16 protein-coding genes are annotated in these 20,486 nt (G+C 70.5%); 3 read left to right on the top strand and 13 right to left on the bottom strand.

Going from position 1 to position 20,486, the window contains the following annotated elements:
* Nucleotide 1: 1 nt before the first annotated feature.
* The 6 genes from VKT83_03275 to VKT83_03250 all read right to left on the bottom strand — a co-directional run bounded on the left by VKT83_03275 (nucleotide 2) and on the right by VKT83_03250 (nucleotide 7,947).
* On the bottom strand, nucleotides 2–781 hold the full coding sequence (locus VKT83_03275) for a hypothetical protein (GenBank protein ID HLY21470.1): 780 nt from the start codon (nucleotides 779–781) through the stop codon (nucleotides 2–4).
* 430 nt (nucleotides 782–1,211) lie between these two features.
* Nucleotides 1,212–2,393, bottom strand: a complete 1,182-nt coding sequence (locus VKT83_03270) for an acyltransferase (protein HLY21469.1) — start codon at nucleotides 2,391–2,393, stop codon at nucleotides 1,212–1,214.
* Nucleotides 2,394–2,398: 5 nt separating this feature from the next.
* Nucleotides 2,399–4,306, bottom strand: coding sequence for a methyltransferase domain-containing protein (locus VKT83_03265; protein ID HLY21468.1), 1,908 nt, complete (start codon nucleotides 4,304–4,306; stop codon nucleotides 2,399–2,401).
* Nucleotides 4,303–5,715 (bottom strand): oligosaccharide flippase family protein, encoded by a 1,413-nt coding sequence (locus tag VKT83_03260; GenBank protein ID HLY21467.1) that lies wholly within the window; start codon nucleotides 5,713–5,715, stop codon nucleotides 4,303–4,305. The genes VKT83_03265 and VKT83_03260 overlap by 4 nt, the downstream gene beginning before the upstream one ends.
* A gap of 41 nt (nucleotides 5,716–5,756) precedes the next feature.
* Nucleotides 5,757–6,689 carry a glycosyltransferase gene (locus VKT83_03255; GenBank protein HLY21466.1) on the bottom strand — a complete coding sequence of 311 codons (933 nt, stop codon included), beginning with the start codon at nucleotides 6,687–6,689 and terminating at the stop codon, nucleotides 5,757–5,759.
* A gap of 4 nt (nucleotides 6,690–6,693) precedes the next feature.
* Nucleotides 6,694–7,947: a GDP-mannose 4,6-dehydratase gene (locus VKT83_03250; GenBank protein ID HLY21465.1), complete on the bottom strand. Its 1,254-nt coding sequence runs from the start codon at nucleotides 7,945–7,947 to the stop codon at nucleotides 6,694–6,696.
* Nucleotides 7,948–8,093: 146 nt separating this feature from the next.
* On the opposite strand from VKT83_03250, the gene VKT83_03245 reads away from it, so the two are divergent.
* Nucleotides 8,094–9,284 carry a BMP family ABC transporter substrate-binding protein gene (locus VKT83_03245; protein HLY21464.1) on the top strand — a complete coding sequence of 397 codons (1,191 nt, stop codon included), beginning with the start codon at nucleotides 8,094–8,096 and terminating at the stop codon, nucleotides 9,282–9,284.
* On the opposite strand, the gene VKT83_03240 is transcribed toward VKT83_03245, so the two are convergent.
* Genes VKT83_03240 through VKT83_03210 form a run of 7 tightly spaced genes read right to left on the bottom strand, consistent with a single transcriptional unit; the run spans nucleotide 9,272 to nucleotide 17,663 of the window.
* The gene (locus tag VKT83_03240; protein ID HLY21463.1) at nucleotides 9,272–10,471 is read right to left on the bottom strand and encodes a glycosyltransferase family 4 protein; all 1,200 of its coding nucleotides are present in this window, start codon (nucleotides 10,469–10,471) and stop codon (nucleotides 9,272–9,274) included. The two genes, VKT83_03245 and VKT83_03240, sit on opposite strands and share 13 nt — an antisense overlap.
* On the bottom strand, nucleotides 10,468–11,202 hold the full coding sequence (locus VKT83_03235; GenBank protein ID HLY21462.1) for a class I SAM-dependent methyltransferase: 735 nt from the start codon (nucleotides 11,200–11,202) through the stop codon (nucleotides 10,468–10,470). The genes VKT83_03240 and VKT83_03235 overlap by 4 nt, the downstream gene beginning before the upstream one ends.
* Nucleotides 11,199–11,999: a class I SAM-dependent methyltransferase gene (locus VKT83_03230; protein ID HLY21461.1), complete on the bottom strand. Its 801-nt coding sequence runs from the start codon at nucleotides 11,997–11,999 to the stop codon at nucleotides 11,199–11,201. The genes VKT83_03235 and VKT83_03230 overlap by 4 nt, the downstream gene beginning before the upstream one ends.
* The gene (locus VKT83_03225) at nucleotides 12,000–13,115 is read right to left on the bottom strand and encodes a glycosyltransferase family 4 protein (GenBank protein ID HLY21460.1); all 1,116 of its coding nucleotides are present in this window, start codon (nucleotides 13,113–13,115) and stop codon (nucleotides 12,000–12,002) included.
* 4 nt (nucleotides 13,116–13,119) lie between these two features.
* The gene (gene asnB, locus VKT83_03220; protein HLY21459.1) at nucleotides 13,120–15,003 is read right to left on the bottom strand and encodes an asparagine synthase (glutamine-hydrolyzing); all 1,884 of its coding nucleotides are present in this window, start codon (nucleotides 15,001–15,003) and stop codon (nucleotides 13,120–13,122) included.
* A 51-nt stretch (nucleotides 15,004–15,054) separates the two neighbouring features.
* A complete protein-coding gene (locus VKT83_03215) occupies nucleotides 15,055–16,344 on the bottom strand; it encodes a UDP-glucose/GDP-mannose dehydrogenase family protein (protein HLY21458.1) in 1,290 nt (429 codons plus the stop codon).
* A 23-nt stretch (nucleotides 16,345–16,367) separates the two neighbouring features.
* Nucleotides 16,368–17,663: an O-antigen ligase family protein gene (locus VKT83_03210; GenBank protein HLY21457.1), complete on the bottom strand. Its 1,296-nt coding sequence runs from the start codon at nucleotides 17,661–17,663 to the stop codon at nucleotides 16,368–16,370.
* 65 nt (nucleotides 17,664–17,728) lie between these two features.
* Here VKT83_03210 and VKT83_03205 point away from each other — a divergent pair, with 65 nt between their 5' ends.
* The gene (locus VKT83_03205) at nucleotides 17,729–19,312 is read left to right on the top strand and encodes a glycosyltransferase family 39 protein (GenBank protein HLY21456.1); all 1,584 of its coding nucleotides are present in this window, start codon (nucleotides 17,729–17,731) and stop codon (nucleotides 19,310–19,312) included.
* Nucleotides 19,309–20,460: a glycosyltransferase family 1 protein gene (locus VKT83_03200; protein ID HLY21455.1), complete on the top strand. Its 1,152-nt coding sequence runs from the start codon at nucleotides 19,309–19,311 to the stop codon at nucleotides 20,458–20,460. The genes VKT83_03205 and VKT83_03200 overlap by 4 nt, the downstream gene beginning before the upstream one ends.
* The last annotated feature ends 26 nt before the right edge of the window (nucleotides 20,461–20,486 follow it).

Raw genomic sequence — 20,486 nt, 5'->3', positions numbered from 1 at the left:
ACTACCGCTCCATGACCGTCGCGAGTACGGAATTGACTGGCGCCCCAGGTGACGAGGACAATTGCAAACTAATCCGATCCCCCGCGTTAACCGAAACCGTATGCGCGGTGTCGTTCCTGTCAGTAACCGTGTCCCCGATGACCACGGATAGGGCGGTGGGCGTTCCGTTGTGCATCACCGTGAAAGTCACCCACTGCCGCTCACCGGGTGCGGTAAGGAGATGCAGATACAACCCTACGAGGACTCCGGTTTGCCCGATGATCGCCCCTGTGCTGGTTTCCCCGCTGCTCCAGACTCCATTCGGCCCTGTCCACATCAAATGGCTGCTGCCCTGAAACGGTGCGGAATTGAGAACCATGGCTGCGAACGGACGCGGACCTGTCGCCGCGCTGTTGCCGGCAGGCGTCCCACACCCCGTGCAGGACGCAACCGAGATCGCCCCCAATTGGGCGCTTCCGTCGGCGTAAATTGTCGCTTTCGCGGACCCGTCATGCTGGATGCCCACGTTGAAACTGCCATCCACGTCGAATGTCGCGGTCGGTGTCTCGCCTCCCCTCGACAGGATCGCAATGCCGCGTTGCACACCGACTCCAAGGTTATCGTGCGTGGTCCGTAGGAAAAACCACGTTTTGCCGAGCGCGGTGTCGTCCCTGTGGAACGCCAGCGTCATCTCCTCGAAGTAAGTGGACCCACTTACGAGTCCTGGGAGATTGTTCCAGACCTCCTCCTGAGCGTACCCGCCTGGCCCCGAATGGTCGATGACCGCCCGGTTGATCAGCACGGCGGCATTGTTAGCGGGAGTCCCAACGTACAAACTGGTGAAATGACCTTCTGAGAACCGGAGTTGAGAACTTCCAACGGTCACTACGTTGTCTGCTGCAGGAAGGAGGGGTGCGCTGACTGTGTTCGGCGATTGTGCCTGCGCCGTCAACGCGCTGCAGAGACACCCGACGAGAACCGCGATGCTCCACCTCACGAGTGAGCGTATCCGCTCGCTCATAGAGCTCGCCTCCCCATGGCCCCTTGGCGTTTATTCTCGTGCTATCCTCCGGAACGTATATTGAAAATGGAAACTCGACGCGTGGAGATTTCCTCGTTCAACAGTGGTGAACCTCTCACGCAAATGAGAAGATCCGCTGGCGGCATTGCGAGGATGCTCAGACGGACCTAAATAGACAAGTGGCTGACATCGCGCACCATTAGGTACGGGCTTAGGCTGTGACTGAAGCGGGCCGTGAGCTGCGGAGGATGAATCGCCGCACGTCGTCGGTCCGCGCCTCCGTCACCCGCGAGATCACGAACGCGTAGGCGAAGACGACGAGCACGATGCCCGCCAGGCGGAGGAGATGCGCGGGATCGGGCTGCCAGCGGGCGGAGCCCACCAGCCAGGCCTGGAGGAACACCAGGAGCGGCAGGTGGACGGCGTACAGCGTATAGGACATCTCGGCGAGGAACTTCGAGCCGGACTCGTAGGCCCGCCCGAACGAAGACACCGCGGCGCGGTTGACGAGCGTAAACACAAAGAGCGCGCACGTGACGCCGGCGACGAGCTCAGCCAGCGAGTCGGACCGGAGGCCGTGTAACCGAAGCACGGTCAGCGCGGCGCCGAACAGCGGCAGTGTGAGCCACAGCGGCAGAAGGCGTCCGGCCCGCTGTGAGAGCGAGGGCCGGCGGATAACAAACGTCGCGGCGGCGCCCATCAGCCACAGCACGAGGCCAAGATCGCCGCTCGGCCCCAGCATGACGACGACGGCCGTGCCGAGCGCCAGCAGGCCGATACGCACCGGCACCTTCTGCGCCCCGAGCAGCGCGAACCATCCGAGTGGAAACGCGATGTAGTACCAGAACTCATAGCCGAGGCTCCACAGCGCGGAGTTGGAGCCGAAGGGCGGCACCGCGATCTGCTGGAGGAACAGCACGTTGCCGAAGAACGCGAGCGCGGACGACCGCTGGGCGACGGCGAACTCGACGACGTTGCCCGCGCTCGGGTTGCCGCCGTACACGCGTGCCACGCCGAACAGCGCCATGCCCATCTGATCCCACATCGCCGTCAGCACGAGCGCCGGCGCCAGGACCACGAGGAGGCGCGCGAGCCGGTTCACGAGGTACCGGGACCAGGACCAGCGGTTCCCGTCGTACGCTTCGAAGATGCTCGACGAGATCAGCAATCCGCTCAGCACAAAGAACCCGAGAACGGCCTGCGTCCCGAAGCCGGTGAAAAAGTACAGGCCTTTGGTGACGGCGGAGGCATGCGCGACGTTCCGATCGTCGACGAGAAACAGCCCGCGGGCGTGCCCGAGGAACACCGCCAGCGCGAGCAGGCCCCGCAGCAGATCGAGATGGGGGTTTTTCCTGCGCTCGACCACGGGCGACGGTTCCACGGCGGGCGGCACGACGCCTACCGGCCGGGACCGGGACGGCGCGCCAGCACGATCAGGCCGGGCGCGAAGACGGCCGGCCACCGATTGCCGAGGAAGGCGCCCCGCAGTGCCGCCGGCAGGCGGCGCTGCAATTGGCGCGCGAGGAACCGTCCGACGCCGCCGAACACCTCGAGGCCGTCGAACACCGACGGGTCGGCCTTGCTGCGGACCCATTCGACCTCGAGCCCGGCCGCCCGTAGGAGTGCTGTGAAGCTGCCCTTCGTAAAGAATCGAATGTGCGGAGCCTTCCACGGATTCGCGAAGTCCGTGACCCCCGCGAGCACCTCGCCGCGCGTGAGCACCGCCAGCCGGTCCCGGAAATAGCCCGCGTTCGGTACGCTCGCCACGAGACGGCCGCCGGGACGCAGGATCCGGCGGATCTCCCGCACCGTGTGCTTCGGATCGAACAGATGCTCCAGCACTTCGAAGCAGACGACAAGGTCGAACGTCTCGTCGTCGTACGGGAGGTTCTCGCTGAGATCGTGCACCTTGGCGAGGACGCCCTTGGCGCGCGCGCGCGCCACCGCGCGCTCGGAGATGTCGATCCCGTGGACCTCGCGCGCGACCTCGATGAGCCTGGCCTGGTAGGCGCGCGCGTCGCCGCAGCCGATGTCGAGGACGGTGTCGCCGGGCCGCAGCACGCCGGTGAAATGGCGCCGGAACTCGGGCTCGCCCCACCCCGTGTTGGTCTCCCACACGTCGCTGATGTGCCAGAAGTAGTCGTAGAACTCGTCGGGGCGGCTCTCCGTCGCGGCCGCGCCCCGGGCGCGATCCACGAGCCGCCCGTATTCCGCGCTGATCCGGTCACCGTACGCGTCCCACGTGAATTCCCGCGCCCGGGCCGTGGCTGCTTCACCCATCCGCCGTCGCACGTCCGGATGGTCCGCGAGATACCGCAGCCGTTCGCACAGCGCCTCGGGATCGCGTATCGGCACGATGAACCCCTCGACGCCGTCGCGTACGAGATCCGGCCCGGCCGTGTTGTCGGTGCAGATGACGGGCAGACCGGCGGCCATCGCCTGAGGGATCATGAGGCCGAACCCGTCCTGGATCGACGCCTGCACGAACACAGACCCGTGGCGCATCAGGCCGGCCAGCTTCGCCTGACCGACGAAGCCCGGCCACCGGTAGCGGCCCCGGTACTCCGCGAGCACGTCCGCCACGTCCGGCCCCATCCCGCCGAGAAACGTCAATTCGGCGTCGGGCCGGGCGAGCCGCCGCACAGCGTCGAGGACGTACGGCGTGCCCTTCTGCAGGCTGAGCCCGGCCGCGAGCACGCGAAAGGACCCGCCGTCTTGAGGACCGGGAGAGAACTGCAGGGTGTCGGCGCCGAGCGGGACGTTGATGAGGCGATGCGGGGGGAAGCCGTGCTCGAGGAACGTGTTGTAAACGAACGTGCTGGGCACGGCGATGTAGTCCGCTTCCCCGTACTCCCACAACTGTTTCTGCACGAGCCGCGGGTCCATCGGCGGCGCGGTGCGGCCGAACCGCCGGTACTCGTCCTCCAGCAGGGTCCGCTGGCTCAGGATGTGGGCCGAGGCCCGCTCGAGGACGGTGACGGTGTCGTGCGCCTTCGCCGCGCGGATCGTGTGCAGGCTGAACGCCGCGAACCCCACCAAGAGATCGCACCCGTCGACGTGCCGGCGGGCCCACCAGTCGAACGACTGCGCCTTGAGGTAGTCGCCCCGCACCGGCAGATGCAGCCGGCGCGGAACCTGCAGGAAGAGCTCCGGCAGCGGGTTCGCGACGATCCGCTCGCGGCTCACGCCCTCGCCGCGCAGCGGCCGGTGGGTGGTGACGAGCCGGTGGAGATATCCGCGGTGCTCCAGCTGCCCGGCCAGCTCGAAGGCGTGAAAGGTGCCGCCGACGGAGACGGTCACCTTCATGCGACGGCGACGTCCGGCCGGCGCAGCCCGCGCAGAATGATGCCGAGATTCCGTTGCATCTCTTCGCCGTCCACCATGAACAGCACGATGCAGTACAGGATGCAGGCCCCGCCGATGTATCCGATCTGCGCGAGCCGGTCGGTGGAGCCGAGCAGGTGGAAGCGCCTGGCCGCCTCGATCGCCACGGCCGCCGTCGCGCCGGCGATCGTGGGACGTACGTAGGATCCGAGCGCGAGATCACGCACCGCGGTCCGCAAGAATACGTAGCCGGCGATGAGCGCCGCCAGATCGCCGATGGTCGCCGCGGCGGCCACCCCCTTCGCCGCCCAGAAGGGAATGGCCGCCGCCGACACCACGATGGTGACGGCGGCCTGCCACACCCGCACCCAGACCGCCTCCTTGAGCCTGCCGATCCCGGTGAGGAGGACCTTGATGTTGTCGATGATGGGGAACAGGAACGCGTACACGGCGAGCCAGCCCAGCACCGGCGCCGCGTCGAGCCACCGCGTGCCGTAGAGCACGCTGAGGATCTCGCGCGGAAACAGGGCGACGCAGAGCAACATCGGGTACATGAGCCGGATAAGAAAGTAATGCGTGAGCCGGTAGGCCTCCGAGAGCTGGTCCCGGTTCGACTGCAGGCGCGCGTACACCGGAAAGGCCACCTGCACGGCGCCGAAGGACACCGCGTACTGCCCGAGCTCCGCCAGGTAGCGGGCACGGTCGTAGAAGCCGAGCGACAGCACTCCGCCGAACACGCCGAGCAGGAAGCTGCCGCTCCGGTACCAGACCGACTCCAGCGTCCGCGCCAGGAAGATCTGGTAGCCGAAGATCCAGAGCGCCCGCGCGGTCTCCCGATTGTACCGGAAGCGCGGCACCCAGCGCGTGGCGACGATCAGTCCGGCGAAGGTGACGATGGTGGTGACCAGCTCCCGATCGAAGAGGCTCCACACGCCGGCGCCCCGCGCGGCCATGAAGAGTGCCGCGCCGGCGCCGAGCACGGCCGCGACCACGCGGATCTGCGAGAGCGCGGAATAGTGCAGCTCCCGCTCGAGCTGCGCGGAGTACACGTACGTGAAGAGCGACACGATCCGCAGGACGAAGAGCGAGAAGAACAGGACCGCAAAATTGGCGTGGTAGAAGACGCGGATCGTCAGGAACGCGACGCCCCCGATCACGAACAACGCCCCCGACGTCCACAGCGTCAGCATGAACGCGGTGTCGACGATGTCGTCCTCGGCGCCCATCTGGATGATGCCCTGCGAGAAGCTGAAGCCCGCCAGGATCGAGAGCAGTTCGACGGACGAGACGGCGAGCGCGAACGCGCCGAAATCCCGCGGAAACAGGAGGCGCGCCAGCACCAGGTTGGCGGCGAAGTTCAGGACATACGTCAGGTAGCCGCCGACGCTCAACCAGGTGGCCCCCAGGAGCGCCCGGCGAAGGCCGTTCGAACTCACTGGGTGGTGAGACGCTCTGGAGCGGGGGCGTGGCGGCGGTACCGGACGATGTCCCGCACGCCCTGCCATTCGCCGTAGGTGTGCGCGGCCTCCGTGAGCGCGAAGACGGCGCAAAATCCGGGAAGGTCCCGCAGGCCGCGCGGCGTGTGCCGCCGGAGGCGCAGGCAGGACGCCACGGTCGGCACGACGAGGCCCACGGCCAGCCCCGACCGGACGGTCTTGATGAGCGCGCGCGCGACGAGCCGCGGCAGCGCGTTGTGCTCGAGGAAGAAATAGTACCGGCCATTGGCCCGGCCGCGGCCGGCCTGCTGATGCCAGAACTCCCGGACGGTTTCCGGCGCCACGTGCGGGACGACGATCGACCGGTCGATCACCTTGCGGAATCGCGCGGCCATGCGCGTGCCGAAGTACCCGTCTTCGCCGGCCAGCATCGGCAGCGGGGTCTCGGGGAACAGGCCCGCCTCGAGCGCCGCGGAGCGGCGGCAGGAGAACCCTTCGGTCCACTCGATCCAGTCCGCGCCCGCGTAGGTCCGGCGGTGCAGCGCCTCGAGGTAGCGCGGAATGAGCGCCGCGGTGTTGGCGACGCGGGACTCGACCAGCACGTAGTCCGCGCCGAGCCGGTAGTGGGCGGCGATCCGTTCCACGAAATCCGGCCCGGGAAAGACGTCGGCGTTCAGGATCACGATCACCTCGCCGCGGGCTTCCTGGATGCCGAGGTTGCGCGCCTCGCAGCGCCCGCGGCGGCGGGCCGGGCGCAGGAGGCGTACGCCCCGGGCCGCGTACTCGCCGACGATGCGCGGGGTGTCGTCGGTCGAGTCATCGACGACGATAATCTCCGTCGCCGGGTACGTCTGTGCGACCAGGGCGTCGAGCGTCCGGCGAATATCGCCGGCCTCGTTGAACGTCGGGACGATGATGCTGACGAGCATGCGGTCAGGGCAGCGCGTAACCCGTGCGGTGCTGCGCGTCCTGGTAGTACTCGACCTGATCCCGGACGATGTCGCGCAGGCCCGCGCGGCTCTGAAACCCGAGCGACCGGCTGCGGGAGGCGTCGCACAGCAGGATCGGCACCTCCGACGGCCGGAAACGCTGCGGATCGAAGACGACGCGGACGTCGCCGCGGCTCGTGGCGATCAGCAGACCTCCGTCTTCGAGGTCGAAACTCAACCCCTCGGTCAGCATCAATTCGTCCACGCGGGTCGCGTCGAACTCCACCCCCCAGAGGCCGAGGCGTCTGATCTCGGCGGGCCGGTCCACGGACTTCGTTCCGCGCAGCGTGCGCAGCGCGCGCACAGACCACCCGACCTCCTCGAGCGCGATGAGCATGTAGGACAACACCGAATTTGTGCGCATCGAGCCCTGATTGTACACCTCGCCCGGCTCTCCGTGCTCGGCCAGCAGGATGTAGCCGCGCACGATGTCCCGCACGTGGGACCAGTCGCGGAAACTGTTCACATCGCCGAGTTGAATGCGGTCCGCCTCGCCGAGGGCGAACCGGACGGCCTGGTAGGCCATCTGTGACGTCACGAAGTTGATGCCGCGCCCGGCGCCCTCGTGGTTGAACGCGCGCGACACGATCCCGCGGAGGCCGAACGAACACGCGTAGTTGCGCAGCAGGTAGTCGCCGTAGACCTTGCTGGTACCGTACGGAGACATCGGCCGCATGGGATTGGTCTCGCGGATCGGCAGCTCCGGCAGGCGCTCCGGCGCGGGAAAGACGCCGCCGTACTTCTTGCGGGCCGCCGCGTACTGCTCGGCGGTGACAAAGACGAGACCGTACTGCTCGCTGCTGCCCGCGAAGACGACGGTCGCCTGCGGCGCCCCGAGGCGCACGGCCTCGAACAGGTTGGCCGTCCCCATGGAATTGTCGCGCGCGAATACCAAGGGGCTCTCGAACGACATCTTGACGAACGACTGCGCGCCGAGATGGAACACCGCGTCGGGACGGACCTCGTCCATGATCCGGAGGAGGCCCGCAAGCTCTTCCAGGGCGCCTTCCCGCAGCCGCACCGAGCGGCCGACGGCCCGGTCCAGCAGCCCCCGGGACAGCGAGCGGTCGGCGCGGGGCCGCAGCACCCCATGCACCTCCGCTCCCTGCTCGAGCAGCTCGCGCGCCAGATACGGACCGACGAACCCGCTGATGCCGGTGACGAGTACCCGTTTCCCCGACCAAAAGCCGGATGCCATTGCGTTCCCCCGAGCGCGCGCAGCGAAGCGATGCCGGGCACGATTTCTGCCGTACGTGGGAGGTCAAGCTTCGGGAAGCCGCCGCGGATATCCTTGACCCGCGCCGGCGGAGGAGCGCCCCGCGTCCCCGCGAAATTCGTCGGGTCGTGCTTCGTCTGCTCCGTACGGCCCGCGTCCTCCGCCTCGCCGGCGCCGCCGCTGTCCTGGCGGGCCTGGTCGCGTGGAGCGGACCCGCGTGGCCCGCGCCGCCGGTCAAACGCGTCGTCATGGTCGCGGCGTATCTGTCCGACGACGACACGAAGTTGATCGAAGACGCCGTCGGCGGGCTCGCGGAGGCGCGGGCGGCGCTGCGCGGACGCGTGAGCGTGTCGTGGACGTCGCTCACGACCAGCGACACGGCTCTCGTGGCCGCGAAAGGCGCCCCGGCGCCCCTGCATGATGCCGTGGAGCGCGCGGCCGAATCCGCGGATCTCGTGATCGCCTGGGGCGATCCGCTGGCCGACGTGACCGTGGACGCGGCGCGCCGCCACCCTGCGGTAAAGTTCGTCCTCGTGAGTTACCTGTACTTGAACGTCTTGCCGCCGAACCTGAGCGAAGGCTCGTTTGCGGACACGGTCGAGGCCTTCATCGCCGGCGCCGCCGCGGCGGTGCAGACGCGAACGGGGTTGATCGGACTCATCGAGCCGGTGGATCGCGGCCCGCAGCGGGTGGCGTTCCAGGCCGGCGCCTACTACGCCAGCCCGCGCGTCCGCGTCCTCGAGGACTTTGTCGGCGTCAGCCGGGCGCTGGATCCGCTGATCAAGGATCTCCCGCCCTCGTGGACCGCCGCCCGGTACGCGGGCACCGCCGAATCGGCGGCCCACGATCCGGGCAAAGCCGAGGAGGTGGCGCTCGCGCAGTACGATCTCGGCGCGGACATCGTCTACGCGGATGCCGGGCCGGCCAACGCGGGGATCTACCGCGCGGCGATGCGCCGCGGGCGGTGGCTGATCGCGCGGGGTCCTCTGCGGAGCGGCGAGCGGCCGCGGCGGCAGCCATGGAGCGACCAGGTCCTGACGAGCGTGATCGAGCGGCCCGACCTGGCCGCCCTCCACCTGGTCAACCAGTTCCTGTCGGACACGCCGCTGCCGCGCCACTTCCTCTGGGGACTCACGTATCCGCAGCCGCAGCCGCGCGAGCCGCTCATCGGATTCCTGCACGGGCACGCCGACGACTCTCGCGCCCGCGACGCGGATGCCATCTTGACACAACTGATGGAGAATATTCGGGCGGAGCGGGTCGTCGTCCCCTACAGTACCGGGCAGCTGAACAATTTTCTCCGCGACTACCCGCCGTAGGCGCGCGGCGCGGCGACCGCGCGAAGCGCCTCGAGCACCCCGCGCACGTCGGCGTCGTATGAATACCCGGCGATGAGGCTTCGCGACCGCGCCCCCATCCGGGCGCGCCGGTCGGGGTCGGCGAGCACCGTTCGGAGCACCGCGGCGAGCGCGGGCACGTCCCCGACAGGGTACACGAACCCGTTCTCCTCCGGCCGGACGAGATCGGCCGCGGCGCCCACCATCGTGCTTGCCACGACGGGAAGCCCAAAGCACATCCCCTCGTTGAGCGTGAGCCCCCACGGCTCGTGGCTCGACGCCAGGACCACGACGTCGGCCGCCGCGTAGTATCGCGCGATCTCGGCCTGGTTCACAAACCCGGTCACGTAGACGTGGCGAAGCCCCCGCCGCGCCGCCGCGGCTTCGATCCCGGCGCGTTCGCCGCCCTCGCCGAGGAAGACGAGCGCGGACGGAATCTCGCCGGCCAGGCTCGCGTACGCCTCGAGCACGTCGTGCGGCCGCTTGCGCGGGATCAGCTTGCCGACCGCGAGAATCACCGGCGCCTCGCGGGGCCACTCGAACTCGGCGCGGAGCTCGTCCCGGCGGGGACGCAGCCGGTCGGCCTCCGCGGTGAAGCGGTCGTTGTCCACGGCGTACGGCGTGAAGAAGATGCGGTCGTCGGGCACGCCGTGTGCGCGGTAGAACTCCCGGTTGAGCCGGCCGATCGCGAGCGCGCCCTGCACCCGGCGCAGCAGCGCGGTCCGCGCGCCGCGCTTGACGCGGGCGGACCACGTCGCGGGCCGTCCGAGCAAGATGGACTCTCCCCGGATGAGCAGCGGCGTGCCCACGAGCCGCGCCGCCGCGAACGCGAGCCATTCGGTGACGTGCGCGTAGCCGTGCACGATGAGCGCGTCGAATCGTTCGCGGCGCAGCGCGCGCACGATCTCGGGGTGGATGAAGCGCAGCGCGTGATCCCCGGCGGACCACGGCGAGCGGTTGCGCAGCACCCGCCAGGCGTAGCCGTCTAGCAGCGGCACGTCCCACTGGATCGGGACGCCGAACTCGAGATCCCGGTAGAGCCGCGCCCCCTGATCGTCCATGAAGTAGACCTGCAGCGCCAGGTCGGGATGCGCCGCGAGACGCCGCAGCATCGGCGCCTGGTACTGAATCGGGTGGGAGACGAGGTACGCGACCCGGTACGGCGTCATCGCTTTTCCGCGACGGCGCAGAGGTTGGACGTAAAGACGCCGCTGCCGGCGGTCCCCTGCTCGACGAGCAGATACAGCCGGATCAGCTGCTTGATGCCGAGCCAGAGGAAGCGGCGGCCGGCGCTGGCCAGCCCGTGCGCGTAGGGTTCGAGCGGGTACACCTCGACCCCGGTGAAATGCGCCACCCGCAACACCTGCGTGATGCTGCGGGGGCTGAAGGTGACCTCGTGGGAGAAGTCGGCGTACCGGATCCACGAGTGAAACGGACTGTCCGCGTTGGGCGTGCGCAGGAGGAGGCGCCCTCCCGGCCGGAGCGCGCCGTGCGCCAGGTCGAGAAACTCGAGCACCTCGTCTTTGGTGAAGTGTTCGATCACGTCGAGCGCGGCGAGAAAATCGTACTGCTCCCGGTGGCGCGCGAGATACGGCATCGCGTCGGCGACCTCCACCGCGTCCACCCCGAGCCGCCGCGCGAGCGCGACCTGCTCTTCCCCGGCGTCGATGCCGCGGACGTGCCGGTACCCTTCGTCGCGCAGAAACGCGAGAAAGCTGCCGGTCCCGCAGCCGACCTCCAAAATCTCCGCGTCCCGGGACCGCGGCAAAAACCGGCGGTAGAGGGCGCGGAAGAGGCGGCGGTCCCGCTCCATCGACTCGGGCGTCGCCGGGCGGTACGTTTCGAAGTGCGTGGACAGATACGCGCGGTACAGGCGTGCGCGATACCCCGGCGTCGTCACGGTACCTTCCGCGTTCCCTTTCGCACGACGACCGGCGCGTACCGGAACAATATGCGGTCGCGCAGCGACGGCGCGCCCGGCACGTCGTACCCGCGGGAGAGAAAATACGCGATCACGGCGTGGGGGTCGATCGCCGCGCTGGCGTCGGAGTCGGCGCACAGGTACTCGCGCAGGTTGGGCTCGAGCCGCCGGTACGCCAGCGGCAGCGGGCCGCGGCGCAGCCGCAGGCGGATCTCGCGCAGGATGCGGACCGGGATGATCCACAGCCCGCGGATCACCGTGCTGTCCAGCATCGGGAGCAGCGCCTTCGTGATCCGGTCGCGCAGCGGCAGCGCCGCGTACGGCCTGACCGCCACGCCCCGCGCCGCCCACGGACGGCAGAACCACGCCGGCGCGAGGTATGCCAGCCCGCCGGGGCGGAGCATCCGGTCGATTTCGGCGAGACAGCGTTCGGGCGCGGGCAGGTGCTCGAGGGTCGCGGTCGACACGACGAGGGCCGCGGCGCCGCCGCGGACCGGCACTTCCTGCGCGTCGCCCTGCACGGACCACTGCGTTCCGCGGAAGCGGCTGAGCGCGTAGTGCGACAGATCGACGCCGAGGTAGCGGGCCCCCAGCCCGCGCAGCGGACCCTTGCCGCAGCCCAAGTCCACGACCAGCTCATCGGCGCCGATGCCGTGGCGCGCCAAGAGGCGACGCAGCGCCCGCACCTGCTGCGGCAGGTCGGCGCGGCCGTAGCGGTCTTCGTCCGCCGCGTTGTAGAACTCGGCGGTCGGCGCGCGGCGGCCGTCGGGGCTCATTCAGACGTCCTCGATCGCCCGCTCCACCTCGCGGCGGAAGCGGTCGTAGGTAAACTGCGTCTGGACCCACCGGCGGCCCGCGTCGCCCATCCGCGCCCGCAGCGTCCCGTCCCGCGACAGGCGGACGAGCGCCTCCGCCACAGCGGCGACGCTGCGGCCGTCCACGACCAGACCGGTCACGCCGTCTTGGACGGCCTCCGGCGCGCCGCCGCCCTGCCCTGCCACGACGGGCTTGGCGAACGCCGCCGCCTCGATGTAGACGATGCCGAATCCCTCCCCGGCCCATCCACCGGGCCGCTGCTCGCACAGTGACGGCATCACGAAAATATCGCTCTCCCGGTACCGCGCCGCGAGACCGGCCGCGTCCGTTCGCCCGACGAACGTCACCGCGTCCGCGACCCCGCGTTCGCGGGCCAGCGCGCGCAGGCGCGGTTCGTCATCGCCCCCGCCCACGATCACGTAGCGGACGGGACCGGCCCCCTCGGCGACCGCCGGCAGCGCGCCGATCACCGTATCGAGGCCCTTGTACCGTTCCTGCGCGGAGAGCCGCGCCACGGTGAGCAGCGTGAGCGGCTCCCCGTTGCGCGCGGGCTCGGGTCCGCCGGCCGGTGCGGCGAGCGCGAGGAGCGCAGGGTCCACGGCGGGATGGATGATTCGGATCCGGGCGGCCGGAACCCCGTGCACGGCCGTCACCATGCCGCCGGTGAACCGGCTGATCACGATCACGCGCGCCGCCCGGCGGAGCGCCGTCCGGCGAAGCGCGCCCAACGGGCCCCACACGTCGATGCCGTAGCCGACGACCAGGTAGGGCACGCGAAACACCCGGGACAAGATGAGGCCCACGGGGGCGACCGCGACGTGCGCGCAGATCACGAGCCGGCAGCCCCGGCCCTGCCGGAGCGCGCGAGCGAGAAAGCGGGCGTGCGCCCACCGGGTCGAGCGATCCCCGAGGTCCCCGAGATAGCGGCCGGCCGTTCCGTCCGCGGCGTCGCCGCGGAGGAGCGACAGGATATCGACCTGGGCGCCCGTCCCGGCCGCGGCCCGGACCAGCAGCCGCGTGTACGCTTCGGCCCCGCCCAGCCCGAAGTATCGGGTCGAGAGCACCAGCACCTTCATACGGTCATCCGGCGAGCGCCTCCGATCCGCCGGCGACGGCGCGCATCCACTCGGACAGGACGACGAGCACCCAGAGGCGGGACCAATGCGCGCGCCCGCGCGCGACCTGGTGTTGAAGGCGCGCCACTGCCGCCGGACGGAACAGGCGGACGTCGCGCAGGGCGTCCTGCGCGCGGGGACGGAGCGGACCGTTCAGCCAGCGGCCCAGCGGAAACGTGAATCCGCGCTTCACCGCGCCGGCCGTCTCCGGGACCAGCGTGCCCAGCGCCTTCCGGAGCAGCCATTTCGGCGCGTGGCCGTCGGCGCGCAGTTGTCCCGGCAGCGCGGCCGCATATTCGACGAGCGGGTGGTCCAGGAACGGCACCCGCACCTCGAGGCTGTGCGCCATGCTCATGACGTCGGTGTCGCGCAGCAGCTGATTGTGCATGTACCCCCGGAGCTCGAGGACGCCCGTGGCGGCGACCGGATCGGCGGGCGTGTCCGGCGCAAGCGCCCCGATCGCCGCGACGGCGTCGAAATCCCTCGCGGCGTCGGACAGCGGGCCGGGCGCGAGCACGCCGACCGTTTCCTCCCGGCTCATGAGGCCCCGGACGGTCAGGTAGGCCGACTGAATCGTGGGCGGCAGGCCGAGACTCTCCCGCAGCTTGGCGGAGCGCCGCGACGGCACCGCGGCGAGCGCCGCGGCGAGGACCGGCCGGGCCGCGGCGATCCGGCCGGTAGCGCGCTGCCACGCCAGCACGCGGGGGGTGAGCCGGAATGACGGATAGCCGCAGAACAGCTCGTCGCCGCCCAGTCCCGACAGCGCGACGATCGTGCCGGACCGGCGGGTGACGCGCGACACGTAGTAGGTATTGATGCCGTCGACCGTCGGCTGATCCATCGCCGCGACGATCCCGTCGAGGTCCGCGGCGAGGTCGTCGCCGCGCACCTCGGACGCGGTGTGTTCCGTCTGATAATAGGCGGCCAGACGCGCCGCGTCCCCGCCCTCGTCGAACTCGCGCTCGGGAAAGGTGATGGAGAAGGTCCGGATCCGGTCGTGCCCCGCGTCGCGCATCAGCGCCACGATCGCCGCGGAGTCCATGCCGCCGCTGAGAAAGACACCGAGCGGCACGTCGCTCACCAGGTGGCTGGCGACGGCGCTGCGCAGCCGCTCGCGGATCACCTCCGCGGCCGTCTCCGGGTCGCCGGCGCCGGCGCGGAGCGCCGGCAGCTCCCAGTAGCGCTCTGGGGTCGCGCGGCCGTCGCGAATGGTCAGCACGTGGGCGGGCGGGAGCTCCTCGACGCCGGCGAACGCCGTCATCGGCGCGGGCACCGACCCGAGGCGCAGGAACGCCGCGAGCGCCGCCGGGTTCGGCGGGAGCGACAGCAGGCCGGACGCCCGGATCGCCCTGATCTCCTGCGCGAAGACGCACCGACCGCCCCGCATCGCGTAGTACAGCGGCTTGATGCCGAGACGGTCGCGGGCGAGCAGGAGCTCTCGCGAACGGCCGTCCCAGATCGCGAGCGCGAACATGCCGCGGAGGCGCCGGCACATCGCCTTCCCTTCCCGGAGATAGAGGGCCAGGATCACCTCGGTGTCCGACCGGCCGCGGAACGGATACCCCGACGCTACGAGCCCCTCGCGAAGCTCCTGGAAGTTGTAGATCTCGCCGTTGTAAGTGAGGACCACGTCCCCGTCCGCGGCGACCATGGGCTGATGTCCCGCCGGCGAGAGATCGATGATCGCGAGACGGCGATTGCCGAGCGCGGCCCGGCCGCCGGGATCCGCCCAGACGCCGCCGTCGTCCGGACCGCGGTGGACGAGGCAGGCCGTCATGCGCTCGGCGGCGCCCTCAAGCTGGGCCGGGTCTCCCGCTGGATCCTGGTAGACGCCGCAGATGCCGCACATGCTAGACGCGTCCGGCGCCCGGAACCGGCGCGGGGATCGTCGGGGCGACGCTCATCGCCCCATGCCGGCGTAGTGAAAGCCGAGCGCGCGCGCCGCCTGCGGGTCGAGCACGTTCCGGCCGTCGATCAGCACCGGGCGGCGCATGACTTCCCGCAGCCGGGCGAGATCGAGCGATCGAAACTCGTCCCACTCGGTGAGGATCACCACGGCATCGCTGTCGCTCGCCGTCTCGTACGGAGTCGGGCAGTACGTCACCGCCGGCAGAAGCTGGCGGGCGTTGGTCTCGGCGGCGGGATCGTACGCGCGGACGGCGGCGCCTTCACGGAGTAGCCGGTCGATGATGGCCACGGACGGCGCTTCGCGCATATCGTCGGTGTTGGGCTTGTAGGCCAGTCCGAAGACCGCGATCGTCCGGTCGGCGAAGACCCGCAGCGCGTCCCGCAGATGCCGCAGGAGCGTCTCCCGCTGCTCGTCGTTGATCCGGGCCACCTCTTCCAGCAGGCGGAACTTGTAGCCGGCTCCCTCGGCGATCCGGATGAACGCGGCGACGTCCTTCGGAAAACAGGAGCCCCCGTAGCCCACGCCGGCGTCGAGGAACGCGCGGCCGATGCGGCGGTCGTACCCCATGCCGTCGGCCACCTGCCGGATGTCCGCCCCCACGCGCTCGCAGATCGCGGACACGGCGTTGATGTAGGAGATCTTCATCGCCAGGAAGGCGTTGCTGGCGTGCTTGATCGTCTCGGCGGTCGTCAGGTCGGTCACGAGCAGCGGACAGGCGAACGGCGCGTACAGTTCCCGCAGCAGCTGCTCGCTGCGTTCGCTCGTGACGCCCAGCACGATCCGGTCCGGATGCATGAAATCCTCGATCGCGGACCCCTCGCGGAGAAACTCCGGGTTGCACGCGACGTCGAACGGCACCGCCCCGCCCGTGAGGCGGGCGATCTGGTCGCGGATCCTCGCGCCGGTGCGGACCGGCACGGTGCTCTTCTCCACGATCAGGCGGTAGCCGGTCAGCGCGCCGGCGATGCCCTCGGCGACCGCGGTGACGGCGCCGAGGTCGGCGTCGCCGCCCTCCTTGGACGGGGTGCCGACGGTGATGAAGAGGACGTCCGAGCGCTCCACCGCCTCGCCGATGCTCGTCGAGAATTGCAGGCGGTCCGCCTGCTGCACCCGCTGGAGCATCTCCGCCAGGCCGGGCTCGTAAAACGGGACGTCGCCGTCATGCAGCCGGCGGATGCGTTCGGCGTCGCGATCCATGCCGATCACGTGGTGCCCGAGATCGGCGAAGCAGGCGGCCGTCACCAAACCGACGTAGCCGGTGCCGATGACACTCAACCGCATGACTGGCTCCCCATAACAGGCTCTCATGGTACCATGCCCGCCGCGCTCGGCTCAATGGACGCCCCGCGACGGGACGGGACGGCGCGCCCCGACGCGCCGTTCGCGGCGGGCCGGCCGGGCACGGCCAGGTAGGCGAGGAGCAGCCAGAGCGCGGCGCTCGTGGAAATTGAAAACAGCGTGTTGTCGGCGAGCTGATCGACGAGCAGCCCGACCCACAGCGCGGCGACGATGGGCCGCGACGGATCCGTCCGGCCCGGCTGCAGCGCCCGCCCCCACCGCCGCCATTCGGCGATGCCGGCCTGCGCCACCCACGCGGCGGCGTAGAGACCCAGCACGCCCGTCTCCACCGCGAGGTTGAGCGCGAGATTGAACGCGAAGGGCTCGCTGCTCATGTCGGGGTCTTTCCAGTGCGCGTACGCGGCCTCGAACGTGCCGAAGCCGGTCCCGAGCCACGGCGACGAGGCGAGCATGCGCAGCGAGGTGCCCCAAATCTTGAGGCGATTGCCCGCGATATCGTACGGGGCGTTGAGCACCCGGTCGGTCATGTCGGGAGCCACGTCCTCGGCCCGGGCGAGCAGCGGGCCGAGCGTCGCGTCGTACACGTCCGGTGAGACCGCCGCGGCCACGCCGACGGCGACCAGCGCCGCCGCCACGACCGCCGCGGCGGCGCGCGCCCGCGGGCGCAGGCGGTGCCAGCCGAGCCAGAGCGCGCCGACGAGCCAGCCGAGCAGAGAGGCGCGCGAACCGGAGGCCAGAAGACCCGCGAACACAACCGCGGCGCACGCCGCCCACGCGATCCGCTCCCACAGCCTCCTCCGCGGGGCGAGCCCGAGCCCCAGCGCGAGCAGGCCGCCGAGGAGCAGCGTCGTGCCGAGGCCGTTCGGCCCGACGCCGCGCGGAATCGAAGCGCGTTCGGCGTGCCCGAGCACGACGGTGGCGAGGCCGGCCAGCGCAGCCGGCGGCGCGCCAAGGGCCCAGGCGCGCAGCAGGGTCATGCGCGAGGCCGGATCGTGCTCGAGCAGCCAGGCGAACGAGCCGAAATAGATCGCGCCCGACAGCAGCAGCGCCGGCGTGACGATCAGCGCGATGGAGCGGTACGGCGAGGCGATCGCGGAGACAAGCAGCACGATCCCGAACACGGCGAGCGGCGGATCGAGCGGCGTTTGCCGCCACGGGAAGGATCGACGGCGCAGCAGGCTCCATGCCGCGCCGAAGAACATCAGGCCGAACCCGATCGTGGCGTATCCCGCGCTGTAGCAGACGACTGTGGCGACGGCCGCCCACCGGACGTAGGCGACGCGCGCGTTAGGCGGCGTCACACACGCTCCTGTTCGTTTCCCGCGGTGCGTCCCCTGCCCGCGGCCGCGCGCGGTATAATGACGGCATGCCGTCGGAGCGTCCGGTCCCCTGGGAAGGCGCGCAGCTTCCCGCCGGCGTCTACCGGTGGGGCGTGGCGCTGGCGACGGTGCTCGGCGCGGCGCTCCGCGTCGCGCACATCGCGCGGCCGTTCAACCGCCTGATGGCCTGGAACGAAGGGCACTATGCGATGATCGCCCTCAACTTCACCCGCTACGGGCTGTGGTCGCAGCACAACGAGCTCGGCGTCGACCGTACCTTCTCGCCCGGGGTGCCGTGGCTCATCTGGGCGTCGATGAAGCTTTTCGGACCGTCCGAGGCCGCGGCCAGGCTGCCCATCGCGCTCTTCGGCATCGCCGCGATCCCGCTGCTCGCGGCTGCCGCGCGGCGCCTGGTCAAGAGCGAACAGATCGCCCTCGCCGCGGCGGCCTTCGTCGCGGTGGCCCCCGGGCTCGTGTACTTCGCGCAGAACGTGCAGCTCGACACGCCGAGCATCTGCTGCGCGCTCGCCGCCGCGGTGATGATGCTGCGCTACCGCGACACCCGCCGCCGCGCCGACGCCGTGTGGGCCGGCGTCTGGCTGGCCGCGGCGGTCTGGCTCAAGTTCACGACGATGCTCCTGTACCCCGCGTTTCTTGCGCTGTGGTGGCCCGCCCGGCCGCAGCCGCCGCTGCGCGCCGCGGCCGCGGCTGTCGGCTTCACCACGGCGACCGCGCTGCCGAGCCTGGCCTGGATCGTCAGCGGCTGGCTGACCTTCTCTTCGTCCTCGGGCTTCACGAAGCGGTTCTTCTTCCGGGATTGGGACCTCCGCGGCATCGTGAAGGCGCTCTCCGAAATCCCGCTCGCCGTGGAAGCGCACCTCTTTGCCCTGATCTTTCTCCTGCTCATCGTGGGCGTCGTGGCCTCCGTGCGGGCGCGCGCGCATCTCGCGGCCGTCTGGATCTGGTGCCTGCCGTGGATCGCCCTCTACATCTTCGCGCCGTGGGACAGTCTCGTAAACCGGTACTACGACTTGGCCGCCACTTATCTGCTCACCATCGTCGCCGCGATCGGTCTCTGGCAGTGGACCGCCCGCCGGACGCGGCGCGCGCCGGGGGACGAGCCCTGGCCGCGCGCGCTCCTGGCCGGGCTGGTGGTGGTCGTCGCCGTCACCGCCGCCTACGACGTGTGGGACCCGATGACCGACCGGATCGCGCGGGCGTCGATGGCGCACGTGCCGCCGATCGATCCGTCGCCCTTCTACTCGGCGCGCATCGTGGGCGCGCTGCCCCGCGGCCCGACGATCGCCGACACTCCGCAAACCATGTTCTACGCCGGCGGCGACCCCGCGTGGATCGAGATCACCGGCGGCGACGTCCGCTGGAAGATCGACGACGAGCGGTTCGACTACATCGTGCTCAACGACTACGGCCACGGGCAGGAGCCGTACTACGCGATCGACACGGCGCTGCGCGACGAGCTCGCCCGGCATCACTACGTGCAGATCGCGCCGGCCGCGTGGGCGCACGTGCGCACCCGCATCGCCGATCTCGGCGGCTACCGCGACGAGACCGTCCCGTTCTGGTCGCCGGGCGCCGCCTGGCGGCGCCCGGGCATCACCGTCTGGGAGTGACCCGGCCGCTGCGCGTCGTCGTGAACGCGGTGGCCGCGCGCATGGGCGGGGCCGCCACGCACCTGCCGAACTTTCTGGAGACCGCGGGATCGCGCTATCCCGGCGACACCTTCGTGGTCTGCGTCAACTCCTCGTGGCGCCTTCCGGGACTCGCGCCCAACATCCGGCTGGTCGACGCGGGCGGGCTGGGCAACCGCCTTGCGCATGCGGCCTGGGATCAGTGGGGCGTCGCGCGGACGGTCGCGCGCGAGCGCGCGGACGTTCTGCTGTCGCTGCTGAACTTCGGCCCGGTGCGGCCGCGGGTGCCGCATGTGGTGCTGGAACGCAACCCGGTGTACTTCTGCCCGTTCTACCTCGAGACGCTCGGCCGGGCCCGCGCGGTCGAGGTGGCGGCGACCCGCGCGCTGGCCCACGCGGTGATGCGCGGCGCGCGCTGGGTGATCACGCCGTCCGCCGCGATGCGCGACATGATCCGCGTCCGGTACCCGGACCTGCCCGCGGCGAAGTTCCGGGTGGTCCCGCACGGCTTCGGCGAGGGGGCGTTCCGGCGCGAGGCCCCGCTGCCCGCGGACGCCGCGGGAGCGATGTCCGGATCGTCCGGCACCCGCCTCCTCTACGTGTCGCACGCCGCCTCGTACAAAGGCATCGAGCTGCTCCTCGAAGCGGCGCGCCTCCTGCGCGACGAGACCCGCCTGGAGGCGACCACGTGGCTCACGATCGCGCCGGAGGACTGGCCGGAGGGATTCGGCCGCTACCTTGCGCTCATCGAGCGCCACCGGCTCGCGCCGCAGGTGCGCCTCCTCGGCCGCGTCCCGCACGGAGCCGTCCACCGCGTCTACGAGGCCGCGGACGTCTTTGTCTATCCGAGTCTGTGCGAATCGTTCGGATTCCCGCTGGTCGAGGCCATGGCCAGCGGCCTGCCGATCGTCGCCGCCGACCTACCGCTGAACCGGGAGATGTGCGGGGAGGCCGCGGTCTACTATCCCCCCCGCGACCCCGCGGCGATGGCCCGCGAGACCGCGCGGGTGGCCCGCGACGGCGCGCTGCGCGAACATCTCGCCGCCGCCGGACGGGTCCGCGCGCGGCAGTTTTCGTGGGACGCGCACGTCGACGCGGTCATGGACGCGGTCCGTGACGCGGCCGGGTGACGGCGCCGCGGGCTGACGGCGCGCCG

It is taken from the genome of bacterium (assembly GCA_035308905.1).
GTDB lineage: Bacteria > Sysuimicrobiota > Sysuimicrobiia > Sysuimicrobiales > Segetimicrobiaceae > DASSJF01.
The sequence above is the reverse complement of the archived record's forward strand: the minus strand, read 5'-3'. Positions and strand labels throughout refer to the sequence as shown.